Raw genomic sequence first — 19,261 nt, forward strand, 5'->3', positions numbered from 1 at the left:
TCACACCTTTGTTTATTAAATATCAAATTGGCTCGTTATTTGCTTTGTGCTGTTTATTTCTAGATGGCTATTTGCTAAAGTTCGCGCCGTCCTCATCCTGTAGGACATCCTGTTGATGATGTATCTCTCGAAAGAGGATACTGTGTATTGATAGCTTCTCCCCAGATTGCTATAACGGCTCGTAAAAGGTTTATACGAGCCGATTTTTCACTCCTGACTACCCTGAACTATATGCTTACGCAACCCGAACCAAGCCGTGCATTATAATTTTTCAATCGACTCTTGGCTGGCCTAACTCTCTCCATATTTATTTGTTAAGATGTGAAAAAATTTATAAATAGGAATGCGTCATGCTTAAGCCTTTTTTAGTGGGTAGCTTGTGTTTTATGTCCCATGTTGTGTCTGCTTGGCAGCTGGATAATGAGTTGAGTGATCTCAGTTTCACCTCAATTAAATTGAATAGTATTGCTGAAAATCACCATTTCACATCTCTATCAGGCGCGATAAACGATGCAGGTCAAGTGAGCATTGATATCGATTTAAGCAGTATTGAATCTTTGATCCCAATTAGAAATGAACGTATGAAGAAGGTGTTGTTTGAAGTGTCACAATATCAAACTGCCAGTATTGTTGCGGACATCAAGCCTTGGTTATCCCAGCTTGCATCGGGCCCACAAGTACTCAAAGCGGTACCTGTGACGCTTAATTTACATGGGAAAAGTTTGGTTTTGAAACTTGATTTGATGGTCAATAAGCAAGATAAGATATTGCAGGTTTCACCTCTGCGCGCCGTGTTAATTAACAGCCATGACTTTGCAATGACGGATGGTATCGAAGCGCTGCGTAAACTGGCTGGGTTGAACAGCATCGCACATACGGTCCCTGTGACATTTAACTTGGTCTTTCATGACAAATAAATTAGACAAGCTGGTAGAGCACTATGTGTCAGCGCATTCTCCCACTGAGCATTGGCATGCCAGTGAGTGCGGTGTAGGCACATTTTTAATTGATAGTGCAGGTCGCTGGTTTCATCAAGGCGATGAGATAAAACGCCCTGCGCTGGTGCGTTTGTTTGCCAGTGTCTTAAGTTATGAGCAGGATAAGTATGTTTTAAAAACCCCTTCTGAAACTTGCGTGGTTACAGTAGAGGAAAGCCCTTTTGTGATTGTCGCTTGGCATGTGTCTGAGGTTGCTGGGCAATTTGGTTTCGAGCCGACAATTATTTGTGAAGATAATTTGGGTAGGCTTTGGCCTATTTGCCAAGTGTTTCCCTTGCATATGGCGTCATATAAAGGACAAACTATCCCGCATTTGCAGCTTAATTATGGATTGAGCGCCCGCGTGGAACGGACTGTTTACTATCAATGGGCGGAAATCGCGAAGTACAATGAGCGACAAGGGTCAATGACATTATACTCCGCAGGACAGGGGTACGAATTGACTTAGTCGTTCGGTGCCTCTTCGTCTATTTCCTCTTTCACATAGGGTCCCAAGAACCAGTCATCTAATTTCCAAGCAAGCTCTTTTAAACCCAGCCCCTTTAATGATGAAAATGCATGTACCGTAATATCGCCGTCTAGCTCAGAGAGGGCTTTGCGTACTTGCAGTACTTCAGCTTTACGTTTGCCTTGCTTTAGTTTGTCCGCTTTAGTGAGTAGCGCGAGAACAGGAATATTACTGCCTACAGCCCAATTAATGAGATCCATATCTAAGTCTTTCATAGGGTGACGGATATCCATTAACACCACGATGCCTTTTAGGCTTTGACGCTTTTGTAAATACTCGCCCAGTGATTTCTGCCATTTCTTCTTCATTTCAATGGGTACTTTAGCGAAACCGTAACCTGGTAAGTCGATCAACCTTTTGTCTTCGTCTAGCGCAAAAGTATTGATCAGCTGTGTACGCCCTGGTGTTTTACTTGTGCGTGCAAGTTTTTGGTCTGTTAAGGTATTTAATGCACTAGATTTGCCTGCATTAGAGCGCCCTGCAAATGCGACCTCTATGCCACTGTCTGCGGGAAGGCGGGAAATATCTGGTGCGCTGGTAATAAAAGTAGCGCGATTATATGGCATGCGAGATTTTAACACTCTAACTCCTAGGCGGATTATTGATTCTTTAATTCATACGTATTTTATTACATCTGCCACACAATGCAAAAGGAGAGAAAGTCTACAATTTTTAGCAGCGTCAAGAGAATTTCTGGACTAAGTTTAATCTATGTCAATTACCGATAATTTAGCAGTTTTATAATAGGGGCAAAGCATGGCGGTGCTGTTTTTATTGTGTAGTATTTAAAAATAGCAAAGTAATGCGAAATAACATTGAGCGTCACTTAATACACATTAAGTCAATGTGCATAGATGAGTATCTGCCCAGCATTGTGAAGTGTAGCGTATTTCACTGGGTTGATAGTTACAGGGTCGGAACAGAGAATTTACCATGAAAAAAATAGCATTATCTTTAACTATGCTGCTGAGTACGTTGTCATTCAACAGCGCAGTAGCATTCGATGGGGACGCCGAGGCAGGTAAGGCGAAGGCGGCAACATGTGCAGCTTGTCATGGACCGAATGGCAACGCCCCGATAACTATGTATCCGAAAATAGCTGGTCAGCACGCTGATTATATTTACAAGCAACTCAAAGAATTCAAACTAGGTATGACTTCAGGTGGTGCTAAGGGTCGCATGGATCCTGTGATGAGTGGCATGGCAATGCCGCTGTCTGACCAAGATATGAAAGATTTATCTGCTTATTTTGCAAAGATGCCAATGAGTGCAGGTACCACACCTGAGAGTGCGGTGGTGCAAGGGCAGCAGCTATATCGTGCAGGTGACGCTGAGCGCGGTATTCCATCTTGCATGGCTTGTCATGGTCCAAGAGGCAATGGTACCTCTTTGGCTAAATTTCCTAAAATATCTTTTCAACATCCTGAGTACATCAAAGCCCAACTTGAGAAGTTTAGAGATGGCAGCCGTAACAATGATGCCAATGGTATGATGCGCGATATTTCAGCAAAATTAACCGATAAAGATATTGAAATTTTATCTAAATATCTCGGTGGTTTGCATTAAAGCTGTATTTGTTTTTATGCTGTAGAGCATCGACTTTTGACAGTGAAAAAGGCAACGTGATCGTTGCCTTTTTTTGATCTGTTATGTGTGAGATATATCTCACTTTATATGTAGGATAATGTCGTTCCTAATTTGTAGGACTTAACGCAAATTGAATTTGTATTTTTTTGTAAGTGTATGTATTTAATTTGTTTTTATTTTAAACTCTGTTGCAGAGGTAATAATTTTGTTATTGATTAGTTGTAACTGTTTAAAATAAGCGTAGATTAATCCCTGTCGTCAAGACAATACAAAAACAGGGACAATTCGAGACGGAAGCGTAGACGACATGATTAAGTATTCGGTTGAATACATATAAACAAGGATGAGTACAAAAGCGTTAGGAAGACCGAAAATAAAAAAGGCAATGGAAGTTTGATAACAAAAACAATATGGATAGTGTCACGGAAGTAACAATAAAAACAAAATGGAAGATAAATAATAAAAAAAATAATGACTAAAAGTCGAAGGGAGAAGTGTCCAGATTGAGACGCTCAGATTAGCAGGCGGTAGAGAGAGATCTCTGCCGTCTTTTTATTTGTACACTTTTTAATTGCTGGTACAATACTCTTTTTAAGTACGTTTGGTTCATCACCTTTGCAAAATCCACAAGCGCTTCAATGTGGCCTCTGTGACTCAGAGTCGCTCGAACATTATCACCGAGACAAATTTCGCGATTACTGGCAGTGTCAGAACTGCAAATTAGTCAGTGTAGCGCCATGCGATAGACTGTCACCACAAGCAGAAAAAGCGATTTATGACAGTCATGAAAATGATCTCAATGATAGTGGATATCGGCGCTTTTTATCACGTGTATTTGACCCTGTTAATTCACGTTTGCCCAGTCAACAACAAGGGCTTGATTTTGGCTGTGGACCCGGTCCACTGTTAGCTAAAATGTTTCAGGAAAAGGGCCATTCAGTTGCGCTGTATGACTTATACTATGCAAATGAGAGTTCGGTGCTGGATAAGCAGTATGATTTTATTACATGTACAGAAGTGATAGAACATATTGGACAGCCTAAAGTGGTGTTTGAGCAATTGATTAGCATGCTAAAACCACAAGCGCCACTTGCGTTGATGACCAAACTTGTAATTGATCCGGAACGTTTTGCATCTTGGCATTATAAGAATGACCAAACCCACATTTCATTTTTTAGTCGCGAAACGTTTGAATATGTAGCAAAGCAATTTGGCACCAAGCTAGAGTTTATTGGAAATGATGTGATCATCTTGAGTAAACATTAGTCGGTTAGAGTAAATGGTAGAGAAGCATGACTAGAAAGAAAAAATCACGCAAGTTAGGTGAAAATGGTACACCGAGATTAAGTAAGGAAAAGCTTCGTGAATTGCGCGCAATGAAAGAGCAGCGCACGAAAAAGAATAAAGGAAATAAAGCGGGTACTCGTAATGCCCAAGAAGCAAAAGTTGAAGTGACATCTCACTCTGGGGCGCAGAAAGATCCGCGCGCGGGTAGTAAGAAAAAAATTGCGTTGACACCTGAGGTGCAAACCCCGAAAGCTGAGCCGCAGATGAAGCGTCATTTAACACCACAAGCAGTGCTAACGAAGGCGAATGAGCCTGAATTAACACTGGAACAAGAGCTTCAGCAGTTAGAAAATGATGAGCGTTTAATGAAGCTATTGGAGCGACATGAGCGCGGTGAGCTACTGACAGGTAAAGATGCTAAATTCTTTAACCGTGCGATTGCTCGTCACCAAGAGCTATGCGAAATTCTAGGCATTGATGATGAGTTCGAAGAAGAAGATATGATAGACGCTGATCCGTTGGCCGACTTTGTCAGTAATGATTTAGCGGACGAATGGTTAAATGATGACGAGGATGAGCGATGAGCATGATTTGGGTGATCGCATTAGTCGTTGGCGCATTAATTGTCGCAGGGCTGGCTTTTTATGCTGGTAAATTACTGTGGCAGTTAAAAGTTCAAAAAGACACGATTGCTAAATTAAAAGAAGAGCAGGCGAAAAAACTGGAGAAGTCCAGACAAGAGCGCAATGGAAAGCTTGCAGATAGCATTAACTTAATTGCAAAAGCAATGAAGCAAAAGCAATGTGAGTATTCTGAAGGGTGCTTGCGTGTCTGGGTGTTGATTTCTCAGTACAGCTTTGACTCTGAAGTGGCATTAGAGCAAACCTACCCAGGGGTGTTTGAAATGTACGATGAAGTTAAAGAGATGCCAACGCATGATGCTCGTAAAAAGTATTCAAAAAAGGAAATATTTAAAATGGATACACAGCGCTGGCGTGCTGAAGAGCGACTTGAAGCGCAAATATTGAAAGACTGCGACAAACTTTTGGAAGAGTTTAAAGCCTTGCCTGGCAGTGAGAACGTTGTTTTTCAATAACGACCAATGATAATCGCTGGGCCTAGCGGGCCCAGCTAGATTAGTGTTTATGTTGTTTCACAGGTGTGTTGTTGGCCGACTGGAAAGTCAGTATCAGGTGCTTGGAAGGCTGCACCGCCAGCGATGTGTTGTGTTTGTGGTGTGCTGATGGCCTGTTCAGTAACTAGCTGTTTGATGCGTTTCTTTTTGACTATGAGTTTCATTGTTTATTCCTTTATTGTGTGAGTGCACTCTCATACCATTCTCTTTTTTCCCTGTTGTCTAGTTGCTTATATAGTCGTCTCTGTTTGTCTTTTTGCGGTCGTAAATTTGTGGTGTAAGAGGTTTTGCCAGTGAATTTATAAATTGTGTTATCATGCCCGGCCAAAAGCAGCGCTTGAGTGAACGTTACTGTCGTGATAGTAGCGAAGTAGTACTTTGACTTTAATGTAGTAAAAAAATGGTGAGTCTTAAAAGTTTAGAGGTAAAGACGGAATGTTATTAATGATTGACAACTATGACTCGTTCACGTTTAACCTCGTCCAATATTTTCAAAAGTTAGATCAAGAGGTTTTGGTCAAGCGAAATGATGATCTTTCAATCTCTGAGATTAAGCAGCTCAACCCTGCGCATATTGTGATCTCTCCAGGCCCATGCAGCCCCAATGAAGCGGGTATTTCTTTGCAAGTTGTACAACAGTTACAAGGCCAGTTTCCCATTCTGGGCGTTTGTCTGGGCCATCAAACCATTGCACAAGCAATGGGTGCCCATGTAGGCAAAGCAAAGTCAGTAATGCATGGTAAAGTGTCACGTATTTTTCATGCGAATAAAGGGGCATTTTGCGGGCTGCCTAGCTCGTTTAATGTATGTAGGTACCATTCACTCGCTGTGGATGCTGAGAGTTTACCCGATAAGCTCGAAGTGACCGCCTGGACGCAAACTGAAACCGGTGCGCTAGATGAAGTTATGGGCATATGTCATACTGATCTAGCACTGGAAGGGGTGCAGTTCCATCCTGAGGCGATCTTAACTGAGCATGGTCTAGAACTACTTGATAACTTTATTGCTCGCTTCTAACCTTTAAAGAGCTTTCTTTCAATATACCAAAAAAGATGATAATTGATGACACAAGATATTAGGCAGTCGCACATTGCTCAAGCAATCGCTCAGCGTGCACATGACGTTCTAATTAGCCATAACTTTGCACAGCAGCAAATAGGTTATATCCATACTTTTGATATGAACTTTGGGGAGTCTATCCCACAGCGAACTATGCTCGAAGTGGAGCTGGCTGCGGCAGCTAAACGTCAAGAAAAAAGCACCAGTCATCATAAGTACATTGCAAAAGCAAGTAATCACTTGCATCAAGTTATTGAAAGTGGAATTGAAACTCAGTTAAGTGATCTGGACTCTATTTATTCTGATGTGGTTGGCATTCAAGATGCAGTGCCAACGGTATTGGATATTTTAGCTGTAAAGTCAGCGTCAGTGGGCCGTCTAGAGCCTTTAGTTAATGACTTATCGTGGCTTGGTCGTGATCTGGTCTCTCTGGTGAATTTACCTCAGTATCGCAAAGTGAATAGCAAAGGGACATCGGTGAAAGTGGATACACCGGCGTTAGCATTACGCTATCTCGGATTAGAAAACCTACAGATGGTTATCCCAACATTTGCTGTACGTCATTGGATGCCACACTCAACAGAGCCATTCCCTTTATTAAAAAGAAAACTCAGAGATATTAGCATGGCCAGTGCGATAGCTGCGAAAGCATTAGCACCTTTATATGATGTTAAAGAGCAGCATGCATTTACTTTGGGCATGTTATTAGATTTAGGCAAAATCGCGTTGACCCGCTTATATTTGCGCACTTATGAGCGAGTTTGGCAGGGCAAAGTTAAGATTGCGCGAGATAAAAATCAGAAAGACTTACATACAGCATTATTAGAGTTGGGCCCCGATCCATTATTTTTACGAAATTTGCTACTTGAGCACGCGCCTGTTGTATCGCAGCGTTTAATTGAGCAAATGTCTTTTAAATACTTACCATTTAGTGCTGCTATGTCGGAGTTTGCGCAAAGTTATCTGCCGAACGTGAATAACAACCCAGCGGACTTACTCCCATTGACGCAAGTGTTAAAGAAAGCATATGGCTATGCACAATATCAACTTCTTAAAGACAGTCATTTAATTGAACCGGATGAAGCGAAAGATTGGTTTGCTCATCTCAATTTGACCGAGCAGGAACAAAAATTGTTGTCAAAAATGTCTCTGCAGAGCCTTCAGCTGACAATTTTGTAAAAAAACTGGAAATTTTTTCACGCTTATTCATTCATTCGCCCCATTGCCAAGGATCGACTAAAATCCTTGTATGATGGGGACGTATCCAATCACGACGTTAATAGTTATTCACTGTTCTTGAAATAATATACTAAAGCCTTGAATATCAAGGGGTCCAGTAATGTTTTCTATGAGACATAAAGGTATTTTTTTGGAATAATGTGCGTATGAAATTTGCGCCGATTTGGGTAGTTTCGGATCTTTTACAGTGTTGCTGAAGGTAATCTTTTGTAACTCCGAGTGCCCAAGTTTGAGTGCTGAACTCGCTAAAATGAGGATTTAAAATGACTATTAATCGTGAATTATTCGATCAAGTAATGGTACCTAACTATTCACCTTCTGCTGTTATCCCTGTGAAAGGTGAAGGTTCTCGTGTTTGGGACCAAGAAGGTCGTGAATACATCGATTTCGCAGGTGGTATCGCTGTAAACTGTTTGGGTCATTGTCACCCTGCGCTTGTTGCTGCATTAAAAGAGCAAGGCGAAAAAATCTGGCACTTATCAAATGTCATGACCAATGAACCAGCACTTAGATTGGCTAAAAAACTAACTGATGCAACATTTGCAGATAAAGTTTACTTTGCAAACTCTGGTGCAGAAGCGAATGAAGCGGCACTTAAACTTGCTCGTCGTTGGGCACTAGATAAGTTTGGCGCTGAAAAATCACAAATTATCGCATTTAATAAAGGTTTCCACGGCCGTACTTTCTTCACCGTGACTGTAGGCGGTCAAGCTGCATACTCTGATGGTTTTGGTCCAAAGCCAGGCGATGTTGTTCACTGTGACTATAATGATCTGGCTGCATTCGAAGCGCTTATCTCTGACAAGACCTGTGCTGTAATGATGGAACCTTTACAAGGTGAAGGTGGTATCGTGTCTCCTGAGACTGAATTTGCTAAAGGCGTTCGTGAGTTATGTGACAAGCATAATGCACTGCTTATTTTTGATGAAGTTCAAACGGGTGTTGGTCGTACTGGTGAGCTATATGCGTACCAAGGTTTAGGTGTGACACCTGACATCTTAACGACAGCAAAAGCGCTTGGTGGTGGTTTCCCAATCGGCGGCATGATCACAACGGCTGAAATCGCAGAGCACCTTAAAATTGGTACTCACGGTTCAACATACGGTGGTAACCCACTGGCTTGTGCGGTTGCTGAAGCGGCATTCGATACAGTGAATACACCTGAAGTATTAAATGGCGTAAAAGAAAAAGAAGCGCTTTTCCGTGAGTTACTGACAGCTATCAATGACAAGTACAACGTATTCTCTGAAATTCGTGGTAAAGGTTTATTGATTGGTGGCGTTGTTACTGAGCAATATGCGGGTAAAGCAAAAGAGTTTTTAACTGAAGGTGTTAAAGAAGGCGTTATGTCACTGGTTGCTGGTGCTAACGTAGTGCGCTTTACACCATCGCTTGTTATTACTGATGCGGACATCCGCGAAGGTATGGCACGCTTTGAAAAAGCAGTCGCTCGCGTTGTAGAAAATAACGCATAAGTTGTCGCACAAACCAAGCGATAACCAACGTGACGCTCGATAGAGCGTCACCTGTCTAAAGGTTTACTGAGGAGTAAGCGGGCTCATGATGATCCTTCGCCCAATCCAAAAAAGCGATTATCCAGCGCTTTTGAACATTGCCCAAGAGTCGGGGCATGGTTTTACTTCATTACCTCTAAATGAAGAGTTGTTACAAAACAAAATTGAACGCTCTATGACGTCTTTTGCTAAAGAAACTGATGTGCCTTTTGATGAAGGTTACCTGTTCGTGCTTGAAGACTCAGAGACGGGCGAAGTTGTCGGAACCAGTGCGATTGAAGCCGCTGTGGGGTTAGATGACGCGTTTTATCACTATCATTTAAGTAAAGTTATCCATTCTTCTCGCACTTTAAATGTTTACAAAGCAGTGGATATTCTAACGCTGTGTAATGACTATACCGGTGCGACTGAACTATGTACTTTATTCTTAAAAGATAAGTACCGTAAGGGCTTCAATGGCAAGCTTTTATCTAAATCTCGTTTTATGTTCATTAATCAGCATAAAACACGTTTTGCAGAAACCGTGATTGCAGAAATGCGCGGTGTTTCTGATGAAAATGGCAGTAGTCCATTTTGGAAATGGTTAGAAGAACACTTTTTCTCAATGGATTTCCCAACCGCGGATTACCTCACAGGTATTGGCCAAAAGGTATTCATTGCTGAACTTATGCCAAAATACCCGATTTACGTCAATTTATTAAGCAAAGAAGCGCAGGCAGTCGTCGGTGAAGTGCACGACAATACGCGTCCAGCGATTGAATTACTGAAAAGTGAGGGCTTCACGTTTAACGGGTATGTCGATATTTTTGATGCGGGTCCAACGGTAGAAGCGAAAGTCGATAATATTCGCACAATTCGCGCAACGCAGTTCTTTAAGGTGCGTGTTGCTGAAAAGCTACCTGCACAGACAAATGGTTCCCCAGTGCTTATTGCTAATGATAAACTAGCAGGCTATCGTGCTACGGCAGTTGAGCTAGATGTGCCGCAAGGTGGTGAAGAAATCACCATCTCGGCAGAATTGGCAAATGCACTTCAGATCACTGAAGGCGACACTGTAAGCATCGCAACTCTTTAATTGGGAAAGAATTATGACAACACATGCAGCACAATTTATCAATGGTAAATGGTCAGCGGGTGAAGGTGCAGAGTTTGCATCGGTAAACCCAGCAAACAATGAACAGATTTGGTCAGCAAACGCAGCAACTGCGGAGCAAGTTGATAGCGCAGTAAAATCAGCACGCGAAGCTTATTACCTGTGGAGCGACTTGAGTGTTGAAGCACGTTTAGACGTGGTTAAACGTTTTGCTGAGATTTTGAAAGAGCACAGCGAAGAGCTTGCAATCGCAATTGCCAAAGAAACAGGTAAGCCACTTTGGGAAACGCGTACTGAAGCAGGTGCAATGGTTGGTAAGATTGCCATTTCAGAAAAAGCTTATAATGAGCGTACCGGTGTAGTAGAAAATGCAATGCCAGTAGGTCGTGCTGTTATTCGTCATAAAGCACATGGTGTTGTTGCAGTATTTGGCCCTTATAACTTCCCGGGTCACTTGCCTAACGGTCACATTGTACCTGCGCTAATTGCTGGTAACACTGTGGTATTTAAGCCGTCTGAATTAACGCCATATGTTGCTGAGCTGACATTAAAGCTTTGGGAAAAAGCAGGCCTACCAGCTGGTGTTATTAACCTAGTACAAGGTGAAGTGGATACAGGTAAAGCACTTGCATCGCACAAAGGCATCGATGGTTTATTCTTCACCGGTTCTTCTCGTACAGGTCACTTCTTGCATGAGCAATTTGCTGGTCAACCTGGCAAAATTTTAGCGCTTGAGATGGGGGGTAATAACCCATTAATCGTTAAAGACGTGACAGATACTAAAGCGGTTGTACACGATATTATCCAGTCTGCATTTATTTCAAGCGGTCAGCGCTGTACATGTGCACGTAAGCTATTTTTACCGCAGGGTGAGCAGGGTGATGAAATTCTAGCCCAGCTTCTACGTGCGACTAAAGCGATTAAGATTGGTCACTTTGACGATGCTGATCAGCCGTTCATGGGGTCAATGATTTCTGAAGCGGCGGCGGCTGGTATGGTTGCAGCACAGCAGCAACTTATCGACCTTGGCGCAGAGAGCTTAATTGAGTTGACACATACCGCAGGTACAGGTTTTGTCACACCGGGTATTATTGAGTGCACGAATGTTGCTGATTTCCCAGATGATGAGCATTTCGGTCCGTTGCTTAAGGTGTTCCGCTATACAGACTTTGATGCTGCGATTGAGCTGGCAAATGACACTAGCTTTGGCTTATCTGCAGGTCTACTGAGCGACAATGAAGCAGATTATGATCACTTCTTACGCCGTATTCGTGCAGGTATTGTTAACTGGAACCGTCCTATCACGGGTGCATCAAGTGCCGCACCATTTGGTGGTATTGGCGCATCTGGTAACCACAGAGCAAGTGCATATTATGCAGCAGATTACTGTGCATATCCGGTTGCTTCTGTTGAACTTGAAAAAGTTACATTACCAGGAAGCTTGAGTCCGGGCCTATCATTAGATTAAAATTACCTGCATTAGGTAAATCATAATATTGCTAAGTGCACTATTATGATGCGGAGACAGCGTCTCACGCTTTATTCTTAAAAAGCAGCATTTGCTGCTTTTTTTATTTTTCTGGGCCGCTCAAAAGTAGCAATCAGATCGAGTTTCTGCTTAAATCAATAGGAGATGTCATTGGTAAACTCAGGTGGGCAATATATGGTTTTAGATAAACAAGGATATGATGAGTTAGTCATGTATCTGACACAAAATTTAGCCTTGTTTGAAAAGCCGGGTGTGGTAAAGCCGAATGCACCTAAGGTCGTTGAATTAATCGAAGACGTAATCGCTGAGCACGTGATCCGTTTGTGTGAACAACACACCGGCTTATCAACCGAGCAGCGCGGCTTGATCGTACGTGAAGTTGATGGCATTGTGTACGACCTACAGGAAGTGTTATCAAGTGTTGTTGATCAACGTGTAACAGAAGAACAACAAGAGTTTATCGAAGAGTTTGCTGGTTTGGTTAAAAATTTATTTGATTCTGCCATTCAGTAAACTGGAATAGATTTATATTTTTAATAACACCGCCTTATGGCGGTGTTATTGGTTTTGGAAGGTGTACTATGCAAGCAAGTGTAAAATGGGTAGGTGGTGATACATTTTTAGGTCGTTCTCACTCTGGTCATAATGTAGTATTTGACGCAGGTGCTGACAGCGCAGCGCCTAGTCCGATGGAAATGGTATTAATGTCGGCGGGTAGCTGTGCATCTGTTGATGTTGTGAGTATCTTAAAAAAGGCAAAGCAATCTGTTGAGAGTGTGGAAGTCAAACTTTCTGCAGAACGTGCTCAGTCGGCGCCTAGAGTATTCACCAAAATCAATCTACACTTTGTAGTTACGGGTGACAATGTGTCTGAAAAGCACCTTGCGCGCGCCGTTAATTTGTCTGCCGAAAAGTACTGCTCAGTTGCCTTAATGCTTGAAAAAGCAGTGGAAATTACGCATACCCACGAGGTTGTACAAAGCGAAGAAAAATAACGCTTTTTAAGCTGTTACTTTTCGTATAAAATCCGCGAACTTTTAGTTCTGCAGCGCAGATTTTCTTGTTTTAAGGTGGGTCTATCGTGAACAAGCCCTTTAATAAAATTAAACTCCATGGCTTTAACAACTTAACAAAGAGTTTAAGCTTTAGTATCTACGATATTTGCTACGCCAAAACTGAGCAACAGCGAAAAGAATATATCGAATATATTGACGAGCAGTATAGTGCTGAGCGTTTAACTGATATTCTTAAGGAAGTTGTCGATATTATTGGTGCGAATGTCTTGAACATTGCTCGTCAAGATTACGACCCGCAGGGCGCCAGTGTGACTATCTTGGTCTCTGAAGAGCCAGTAGAGGGCACCATGCCACACTCACAGGAAACGCCTGGGCCTTTACCTGACTCTGTGGTAGCACATTTAGATAAAAGCCATATTTGTGTGCATACTTATCCTGAGGCGCACCCGCACGATGGGATCTGTACGTTTAGAGCTGATATTGAGGTGTCTACGTGTGGGATTATTTCTCCGCTTAAAGCACTGAACTTCCTCATTCATTCACTGGAGTCGGACGTGGTCACGATTGACTATCGTGTGCGTGGCTTTACTCGTGATGTAAATGGTGTAAAACACTATATTGATCACCCAATTCACTCAATTCAGAACTTCATGACCGAAGATACAAAAGACGCTTACCAAATGGTGGATGTGAATGTGTATCAGGAAAACTTATTCCACACGAAGATGATGCTCAAAGAAACCGATTTAAATACGTATTTATTCGGTATCACTACAGATGAGCTGACTGACGAGGAAGAGGAAGAGATCCGCAATAAATTAAATCGTGAAATCCAAGAGGTATTTTACGGTCGCAATTTACCTGATCCAGAATAAGATAACAGACAGTGAAAAAACGGCGCTTACAGCGCCGTTTTTTATTAAAGCGTATAATTAAATGTTAAACCATAAACGCGGGGTTCTCCATACTGCACATACGTGTCAGTGGCCCAACCATTTCTCGGGTCATTACCGAATTGGAAGCCACGTACGGGGACGTCTCTATCCGCTAAGTTTCTTCCCCACGCTGTTAGGCTCCAGTTATCACTGTAGTAGGAAACGCTGGCATTGATCAGATTTTGGTTCGGTGCTTGAGAATCATGACTATCGGAGAAGAAGTAGTCATCTTTCCCTTCGAGCCCGAGCTGTGCACTGATGTTGTCCGTCACGTCATAGACAAAGGTAAAGGCATATTGATATTTAGGGGACTGCGCTTGTTCGCGGCCATCAAAATCATCGCCATTGACGGTAATGAAATCTTCAATCTTGGTATCTAAATAACCCAGGCTGTATTGAAGTGAGAGCGCATCAAGCAACTGGCTAGTACCTTCGATCTCGAGTCCATAATTTCTGCCTTTGCCCGCATTGCTGATGAAACCAGCAAATTGCACGCCCTCTAGCTGCCATTGTTTTAACTGCATGTCTTCTCTGTGCATATAAAATGCGCTGAGATTTAAAGTATGGCGTTTGTCTTCAGATTGGCCTTTAACACCAAATTCAAAGTTCCACAGGTACTCTGGGTCGAACGTGAAGCCTGATTGTGGAATTGTGATGCCATCATCTTTGGCTTTAGCGAGGGCTTCACCGTTCACACCACCCACTTTGTAACCGCGGTTTAAGCTGGTATAAATCATTGTTTGGGGTACAACTTGGTACTCAAGCGCAACTTTGCCGCCGACCATGGTATCGTCTGTATCCAAGTCGAATGCATTGCTATCCATGTAATCGCTTGAGTAAGATTCAATGCGAATACCTGTGATTAATCTGACATCGTTTTGTAGCTCTGTAACCTTGTGGGCAAATAGTGCGTGGTTTTGTGTTTCAAAGTTAGATTTAAACTGTGCAGGGAGATCACCATGTTTGCCTCTTTGGCGGTCCAAGTCGACATCATGTCTGCGACTCACTACGCCAATGACCCAAGATTTATCTTTGCCTTTCACTCTGACTTCTAAAGTGCCTCTTTCATGATCTCTAGCATATGCATCAAAGTATTGGCCATAATAAGCGATATGATCTGGGTGTAGACCTGCTTCACAGAGTGTTGGCTGCGCGGTATCTGCACAGACCCAGTCTTCATCATAGCTATATACAGTATCTGCTTGCAGGCCACTGGTGAGTATTTCAATGTCGACAGAAGATAAGCCTGTGTAGTCAGCTGTGAAAGAAAATGCATCGCTTTGCTGTGTATCTTGACCAGGCTGGCTTGCAACGCTCTGACGTGTGTTGTCTAAGGTAAAGCCATCATAACCATTTTCAATATCAATGTGGTGATAGACAAAACCAAAGGTTAAATCCTCACTCGCGTTATAGTTGAGCTTGAATCTCGCGATGCTTTCATCTAAATCTTGCGTGTCATCGTTTAAATACACATTATCGACAAAACCGTCGGATTGTTTTTGATAAATACTGGCACGTGCCGCAATCGTGTCAGTCAGACCTGCACCGACAGCAACACCTGCTTCGTGTGTACCGTAGTTGGCAGCACCCAACTTGAGGTTGAGGCTTGGCGTTTGAGTCGGCGAGTTGGAATGAATATCAATAATTCCGCCCATGGCGTCCGCCCCAAACTTGGTACCTTGTGGGCCGCGATAAATTGCTACCTGATCTGCATCAAATAACAATGCGCTGCCACCTAGGCCCGAATAATTAATATTGTCGATTAATACACCAACACTCGGGGTGATTGGGTCGACAAACTGTGAACGAAGGCCAACCCCACGAATTTGCACAAAGCGGCCTCGAGAGGCACCCGCAGTAAAGTTCACATTTGCGGCACTGTTTAGGATCTCATCTAGGTAGCTCGCACCACGCGTTGAGATCTCTGTTTCACCAAAAACGGATGCACTGGCACTCAATGTTTGCAGAGATTCTTGCTGAAAATCGCCAGTCACCTCGATGGTTTCAATGCTATTTTTTTCTGTTGAGGCTGCGTCGTCAGCTGAGCTAGAAAATGCCACCATCAGACCCATTGTGAGTAAAGAGAGTTTTAATTTCATTCGTTTATATATGTCCCGTGTTATTTGCGCACTAGTTTAGCAAAAGCCCGACCAGATCACTGAAAATTTGTGATATAAACTTTTGCAATCTAATTTGAGGACGAATGATGACGTTTAAAGTTGACTTTAAAGTAAGAGATTATGAATGCGATCTCCAAGGGATCGTAAATAACAGTGTCTATTTTAATTATCTAGAACATGCCCGACATGAGTTTTTGGCACATAAAAATATTGATTTTGCTGCATTAGCTGAGCAAAAAGTAAACTTAGTCGTTATTCGTTCGGAAATGAATTACAAAGACTCACTGCGTCCTGGTGATGAATTTTATGTTGAAGTCGAAGTGGAGAAGGTCAGTAAGCTAAAATTTGCATTTCATCAAAAAGTATTAAGAAGCCAAGATAACAAACTGATGTTGGACGCGATTGTTACTGGCACATCGGTCAATGAGCGTGGTCGACCGTTCCTACCTGAGGAAATTGAACAACTATTTTCGTAATTTTTAGCAAGATAGGCAATTTATTACATATTTTTACTGCCTATTATGGTGAGCCAAGCGTTATAATTAGCGCTAATTATCAAACGATTGGTTTACCATGAAATATTCCTTTTTATTATGCTTATTGAGTGTGGTGTTGATGGGATGCTCAAGTACAGGGACGGTAAACACAGATGCACTCAAATATTCAAGTTGGCAGTTTGTATCAGAAGATATAAGTGCTGAAACTCAGCCTATTCAGTTCGAATTTTTAGATGCTTTTCGAGTGAACGGTTTTGCCGGTTGCAATCGCTTTTTTGGTCAGGGCGAAATCAGGGAAGGACAATTGTTCGTGTCGAATATTGGCATGACGAGAAAACTCTGTGATGAAGTGACGAACAAACATGAAGAGGCATTTCTCAACTTATTGCAAGTGGGAGCGCCATTGCAATATAGCGAAAATGAATTAATCCTCAGTGGGGACGTCAAGTGGCGTTTTAAATCGGTGAAAGGTCACTTTGACTAATGGGGTGACATTCAGTAGACTTTGTCTCAATTCGTTACTTGTCGGAGTGCCCTAGCGGGCTGAGATCGCTGTATTGCGGGATCCGTGGACCTGATCAGGTTAATGCCTGCGTAGGGAACAAGCTGCTTTAATGGTTGTACCAAAGTGTGTATGGATGTTAAAGCTGCCAAGTTTGTTAGCGTCGTGCTAGTAAATTTATCCACCAATTTCACTTTGCTTTCTGCGTATTATTACGCCGTAATGTTCAGTGAGCCCTATCTCTTCCAGTTTTTGGAATTCTGACAAGACACCTTAACTAACAATGAGGCATGTCATGTCAAATAACAGTAGCAAGTTGTCACGTCGCGAGTCACGCGAAGCGGCTTCAGAATTTATTTACAACCTTAAAGGCCAACCTTTTCCAAATTCAAAGAAAATCTATGTTGATGGAGAGCAAGATGGTGTTCGTGTTGGGATGAGAGAGATCTCATTAAATGACTCTTTTGTTGGGGGCACAGAAGAAGAACCTATCTATGAAAAAAATGAGCCAGTGAGAGTGTATGATACGTCTGGTCCATATACCGATCCTGAGTTTACATTAAATGTACGTGAAGGTTTACCAAAGTATAGAGAGAATTGGATCGTCAATCGTGACGACACAGAGTTGCTGGACTCAGTAACCTCAAAATTTTCTCAACAACGTATGGCGGATGAGGGTTTAGACCATATCCGTTTTGAGAATTTACCAAAAATACGCCGTGCAAAGCCGGGTAAAAACGTCACGCAAATGCACTATGCGCGTCAGGGCATTATCACCCCAGAAATGGAATTTGTTGCGATCCGTGAAAACATGGGCCGTGCAAAAATCCGTGAAGAGTTACTTGCTGAGCAGCATGAAGGTCAGTCTTTTGGTGCAGAGATCCCAGACTTTATTACACCTGAATTTGTTCGTTCAGAAGTGGCGCGTGGTCGAGCGATAATTCCAAATAATATCAACCACCCAGAATCTGAGCCTATGATTGTGGGTCGTAACTTTTTAGTGAAGGTGAATGCCAATATTGGTAATTCATCGGTTACGTCATCAATCGAAGAAGAAGTAGAAAAGCTCGTATGGTCAACGCGTTGGGGCGCTGATACCGTGATGGATCTTTCTACAGGTCGTTATATCCATGAAACCCGTGAATGGGTAGTGCGTAACTCGCCAGTCCCAATTGGTACAGTACCTATCTACCAAGCGCTTGAAAAGGTAAATGGGGTTGCAGAAGATCTGACATGGGAAATTTTCCGCGATACCTTAATTGAGCAAGCAGAGCAAGGTGTCGATTACTTTACTATCCACGCCGGCGTATTATTACGCTATGTGCCTATGACGGCAAAACGCGTCACCGGTATTGTGTCGCGTGGTGGTTCAATTATGGCGAAGTGGTGTCTTGCACATCATAAAGAGAACTTCCTTTACACGCACTTTGAAGACATCTGTGAAATCATGAAGCAGTATGACGTCTGTTTCTCATTAGGTGATGGTTTGCGTCCAGGTTCCATTGCAGATGCCAATGATGACGCACAGTTATCTGAGTTACGCACCTTGGGTGAGCTGACAAAAATCGCGTGGGAGCATGACGTACAGGTCTTTATTGAAGGCCCAGGTCATGTGCCAATGCACATGATCAAAGAGAATATGGACGAGCAATTAAAGCACTGTCATGAAGCGCCTTTCTATACGCTTGGCCCACTGACAACGGATATTGCCCCGGGCTATGATCATTTCACTTCGGGTATCGGCGCGGCGCAGATCGCTTGGTACGGTACAGCGATGCTGTGTTACGTAACACCAAAAGAGCACTTGGGCTTACCGAACAAAGAGGATGTGAAAGAAGGCTTAATTACTTATAAAATTGCTGCACATGCTGCTGATTTAGCCAAGGGTCACCGTGGTGCACAGATCCGTGATAATGCGTTATCTAAAGCGCGTTTTGAATTCCGCTGGCACGATCAATTCAACTTGAGCCTTGACCCTGAAAGAGCCTTGTCTTACCACGATGAAACACTGCCACAAGAGTCAGGCAAGGTAGCACATTTCTGTTCAATGTGTGGACCTAAGTTCTGTTCAATGAAAATTACCCAAGACGTTCGTGACTATGCCAAGGAGCTAGAAGCGCGTGGTATTGACCCGAATAATGTGGGTGATGCGATTGAAATTAAAATGGTTGATGTTGAAGCTGAAATGAAAGCGAAATCAGAAGAGTTTAAGAGCTCTGGTTCTGAGATTTATCACAAAGCTATTTAACTTTATAGCGCTGCAGTTTAGTGCTGCAGCGCAC

The 19,261-nt window shown here is 42.7% G+C and carries 20 protein-coding genes and 1 riboswitch; of the genes, 17 read left to right on the top strand and 3 right to left on the bottom strand.

From position 1 onward, the window contains the following. The first annotated feature begins 350 nt into the window (after nt 1-350). Nucleotides 351-917 (top strand): YceI family protein, encoded by a 567-nt coding sequence (locus JF50_RS00530; protein ID WP_039607594.1) that lies wholly within the window; start codon nt 351-353, stop codon nt 915-917. Beyond that, the gene (locus JF50_RS00535) at nt 907-1,446 is read left to right on the top strand and encodes a DUF1285 domain-containing protein (protein ID WP_052262071.1); all 540 of its coding nucleotides are present in this window, start codon (nt 907-909) and stop codon (nt 1,444-1,446) included. Before JF50_RS00530 ends, JF50_RS00535 begins: the two co-directional genes overlap by 11 nt. Here JF50_RS00535 and yihA read toward each other — a convergent pair. Continuing rightward, a complete protein-coding gene (yihA, locus tag JF50_RS00540) occupies nt 1,443-2,087 on the bottom strand; it encodes a ribosome biogenesis GTP-binding protein YihA/YsxC (protein ID WP_039607595.1) in 645 nt (214 codons plus the stop codon). The two genes, JF50_RS00535 and yihA, sit on opposite strands and share 4 nt — an antisense overlap. A 352-nt stretch (nt 2,088-2,439) precedes the next feature. Here yihA and JF50_RS00545 point away from each other — a divergent pair, with 352 nt between their 5' ends. The 4 genes from JF50_RS00545 (at nt 2,440) to JF50_RS00560 (ending at nt 5,476) form a co-directional block, all read left to right on the top strand. Further along, nucleotides 2,440-3,072 (top strand): c-type cytochrome, encoded by a 633-nt coding sequence (locus JF50_RS00545; protein WP_039607596.1) that lies wholly within the window; start codon nt 2,440-2,442, stop codon nt 3,070-3,072. A gap of 636 nt (nt 3,073-3,708) precedes the next feature. Then, nucleotides 3,709-4,359, top strand: coding sequence for a class I SAM-dependent methyltransferase (locus JF50_RS00550; protein ID WP_039607597.1), 651 nt, complete (start codon nt 3,709-3,711; stop codon nt 4,357-4,359). Nucleotides 4,360-4,385: 26 nt separating this feature from the next. Next, entirely contained in the window at nt 4,386-4,964 is a 579-nt protein-coding gene (gene yihI, locus JF50_RS00555; protein WP_039607598.1) for a Der GTPase-activating protein YihI, read from the top strand. Next, complete coding sequence (locus JF50_RS00560; RefSeq protein WP_039607599.1) at nt 4,961-5,476, top strand: DUF2489 domain-containing protein; 516 nt, start codon at nt 4,961-4,963, stop codon at nt 5,474-5,476. Before yihI ends, JF50_RS00560 begins: the two co-directional genes overlap by 4 nt. Before the next feature lie 47 nt (nt 5,477-5,523). Here JF50_RS00560 and JF50_RS27075 read toward each other — a convergent pair whose 3' ends face one another. After that, entirely contained in the window at nt 5,524-5,679 is a 156-nt protein-coding gene (locus JF50_RS27075; RefSeq protein ID WP_160290441.1) for a hypothetical protein, read from the bottom strand. A gap of 271 nt (nt 5,680-5,950) precedes the next feature. Here JF50_RS27075 and JF50_RS00565 point away from each other — a divergent pair, with 271 nt between their 5' ends. The 8 genes from JF50_RS00565 (at nt 5,951) to speD (ending at nt 13,800) form a co-directional block, all read left to right on the top strand. After that, complete coding sequence (locus JF50_RS00565; protein WP_039607600.1) at nt 5,951-6,532, top strand: anthranilate synthase component II; 582 nt, start codon at nt 5,951-5,953, stop codon at nt 6,530-6,532. Nucleotides 6,533-6,577: 45 nt separating this feature from the next. After that, on the top strand, nt 6,578-7,753 hold the full coding sequence (locus JF50_RS00570; RefSeq protein ID WP_039607601.1) for an HDOD domain-containing protein: 1,176 nt from the start codon (nt 6,578-6,580) through the stop codon (nt 7,751-7,753). A 323-nt stretch (nt 7,754-8,076) separates the two neighbouring features. Beyond that, on the top strand, nt 8,077-9,288 hold the full coding sequence (locus JF50_RS00575) for an aspartate aminotransferase family protein (RefSeq protein WP_039607602.1): 1,212 nt from the start codon (nt 8,077-8,079) through the stop codon (nt 9,286-9,288). Between the two features lie 85 nt (nt 9,289-9,373). Further along, nucleotides 9,374-10,402 carry an arginine N-succinyltransferase gene (astA, locus tag JF50_RS00580; RefSeq protein WP_039607603.1) on the top strand — a complete coding sequence of 343 codons (1,029 nt, stop codon included), beginning with the start codon at nt 9,374-9,376 and terminating at the stop codon, nt 10,400-10,402. A 13-nt stretch (nt 10,403-10,415) separates the two neighbouring features. Next, nucleotides 10,416-11,888, top strand: a complete 1,473-nt coding sequence (gene astD, locus JF50_RS00585; protein WP_039607604.1) for a succinylglutamate-semialdehyde dehydrogenase — start codon at nt 10,416-10,418, stop codon at nt 11,886-11,888. 195 nt (nt 11,889-12,083) lie between these two features. After that, nucleotides 12,084-12,422 (top strand): DUF3802 family protein, encoded by a 339-nt coding sequence (locus tag JF50_RS00590; RefSeq protein WP_187301397.1) that lies wholly within the window; start codon nt 12,084-12,086, stop codon nt 12,420-12,422. Nucleotides 12,423-12,490: 68 nt separating this feature from the next. Next, a complete protein-coding gene (locus JF50_RS00595) occupies nt 12,491-12,904 on the top strand; it encodes an OsmC family protein (protein ID WP_039607606.1) in 414 nt (137 codons plus the stop codon). An 86-nt stretch (nt 12,905-12,990) separates the two neighbouring features. Further along, nucleotides 12,991-13,800: an adenosylmethionine decarboxylase gene (speD, locus tag JF50_RS00600; RefSeq protein ID WP_039607607.1), complete on the top strand. Its 810-nt coding sequence runs from the start codon at nt 12,991-12,993 to the stop codon at nt 13,798-13,800. A 44-nt stretch (nt 13,801-13,844) separates the two neighbouring features. Here speD and JF50_RS00605 read toward each other — a convergent pair whose 3' ends face one another. Further along, nucleotides 13,845-15,959 (bottom strand): TonB-dependent receptor, encoded by a 2,115-nt coding sequence (locus tag JF50_RS00605; protein ID WP_039607608.1) that lies wholly within the window; start codon nt 15,957-15,959, stop codon nt 13,845-13,847. A gap of 107 nt (nt 15,960-16,066) precedes the next feature. Between JF50_RS00605 and JF50_RS00610 the strand changes: the two genes are divergently transcribed. From JF50_RS00610 to thiC, 3 genes are all read left to right on the top strand, one after another. After that, nucleotides 16,067-16,456 (top strand): acyl-CoA thioesterase, encoded by a 390-nt coding sequence (locus JF50_RS00610; protein ID WP_039607728.1) that lies wholly within the window; start codon nt 16,067-16,069, stop codon nt 16,454-16,456. A gap of 97 nt (nt 16,457-16,553) precedes the next feature. After that, entirely contained in the window at nt 16,554-16,961 is a 408-nt protein-coding gene (locus JF50_RS00615; protein WP_039607609.1) for an META domain-containing protein, read from the top strand. Nucleotides 16,962-16,993: 32 nt separating this feature from the next. Beyond that, nucleotides 16,994-17,095, top strand: a riboswitch (TPP riboswitch). Nucleotides 17,096-17,274: 179 nt separating this feature from the next. Next, nucleotides 17,275-19,227 (top strand): phosphomethylpyrimidine synthase ThiC, encoded by a 1,953-nt coding sequence (thiC, locus tag JF50_RS00620; RefSeq protein WP_039607610.1) that lies wholly within the window; start codon nt 17,275-17,277, stop codon nt 19,225-19,227. The last annotated feature ends 34 nt before the right edge of the window (nt 19,228-19,261 follow it).

This window comes from Pseudoalteromonas luteoviolacea, from assembly GCF_000814765.1.
Lineage (GTDB): Bacteria > Pseudomonadota > Gammaproteobacteria > Enterobacterales > Alteromonadaceae > Pseudoalteromonas > Pseudoalteromonas luteoviolacea_H.

Excerpts from the sequence above, each read along its gene's own strand:
- JF50_RS00545 (WP_039607596.1), top strand. The coding sequence starts at position 2,440 with ATGAAAAAAATAGCATTATCTTTAACTATGCTGCTGAGTACGTTGTCA.
- thiC (WP_039607610.1), top strand. The coding sequence starts at position 17,275 with ATGTCAAATAACAGTAGCAAGTTGTCACGTCGCGAGTCACGCGAAGCG.
- astD (WP_039607604.1), top strand. The coding sequence starts at position 10,416 with ATGACAACACATGCAGCACAATTTATCAATGGTAAATGGTCAGCGGGT.
- JF50_RS00570 (WP_039607601.1), top strand. The coding sequence starts at position 6,578 with ATGACACAAGATATTAGGCAGTCGCACATTGCTCAAGCAATCGCTCAG.
- JF50_RS00565 (WP_039607600.1), top strand. The coding sequence starts at position 5,951 with ATGTTATTAATGATTGACAACTATGACTCGTTCACGTTTAACCTCGTC.
- yihI (WP_039607598.1), top strand. The coding sequence starts at position 4,386 with ATGACTAGAAAGAAAAAATCACGCAAGTTAGGTGAAAATGGTACACCG.
- JF50_RS27075 (WP_160290441.1), bottom strand. The coding sequence starts at position 5,679 with ATGAAACTCATAGTCAAAAAGAAACGCATCAAACAGCTAGTTACTGAA.
- astA (WP_039607603.1), top strand. The coding sequence starts at position 9,374 with ATGATGATCCTTCGCCCAATCCAAAAAAGCGATTATCCAGCGCTTTTG.
- JF50_RS00575 (WP_039607602.1), top strand. The coding sequence starts at position 8,077 with ATGACTATTAATCGTGAATTATTCGATCAAGTAATGGTACCTAACTAT.
- JF50_RS00595 (WP_039607606.1), top strand. The coding sequence starts at position 12,491 with ATGCAAGCAAGTGTAAAATGGGTAGGTGGTGATACATTTTTAGGTCGT.
- JF50_RS00605 (WP_039607608.1), bottom strand. The coding sequence starts at position 15,959 with ATGAAATTAAAACTCTCTTTACTCACAATGGGTCTGATGGTGGCATTT.
- JF50_RS00560 (WP_039607599.1), top strand. The coding sequence starts at position 4,961 with ATGAGCATGATTTGGGTGATCGCATTAGTCGTTGGCGCATTAATTGTC.
- JF50_RS00535 (WP_052262071.1), top strand. The coding sequence starts at position 907 with ATGACAAATAAATTAGACAAGCTGGTAGAGCACTATGTGTCAGCGCAT.
- JF50_RS00610 (WP_039607728.1), top strand. The coding sequence starts at position 16,067 with ATGACGTTTAAAGTTGACTTTAAAGTAAGAGATTATGAATGCGATCTC.
- JF50_RS00615 (WP_039607609.1), top strand. The coding sequence starts at position 16,554 with ATGAAATATTCCTTTTTATTATGCTTATTGAGTGTGGTGTTGATGGGA.
- JF50_RS00590 (WP_187301397.1), top strand. The coding sequence starts at position 12,084 with ATGGTTTTAGATAAACAAGGATATGATGAGTTAGTCATGTATCTGACA.
- JF50_RS00530 (WP_039607594.1), top strand. The coding sequence starts at position 351 with ATGCTTAAGCCTTTTTTAGTGGGTAGCTTGTGTTTTATGTCCCATGTT.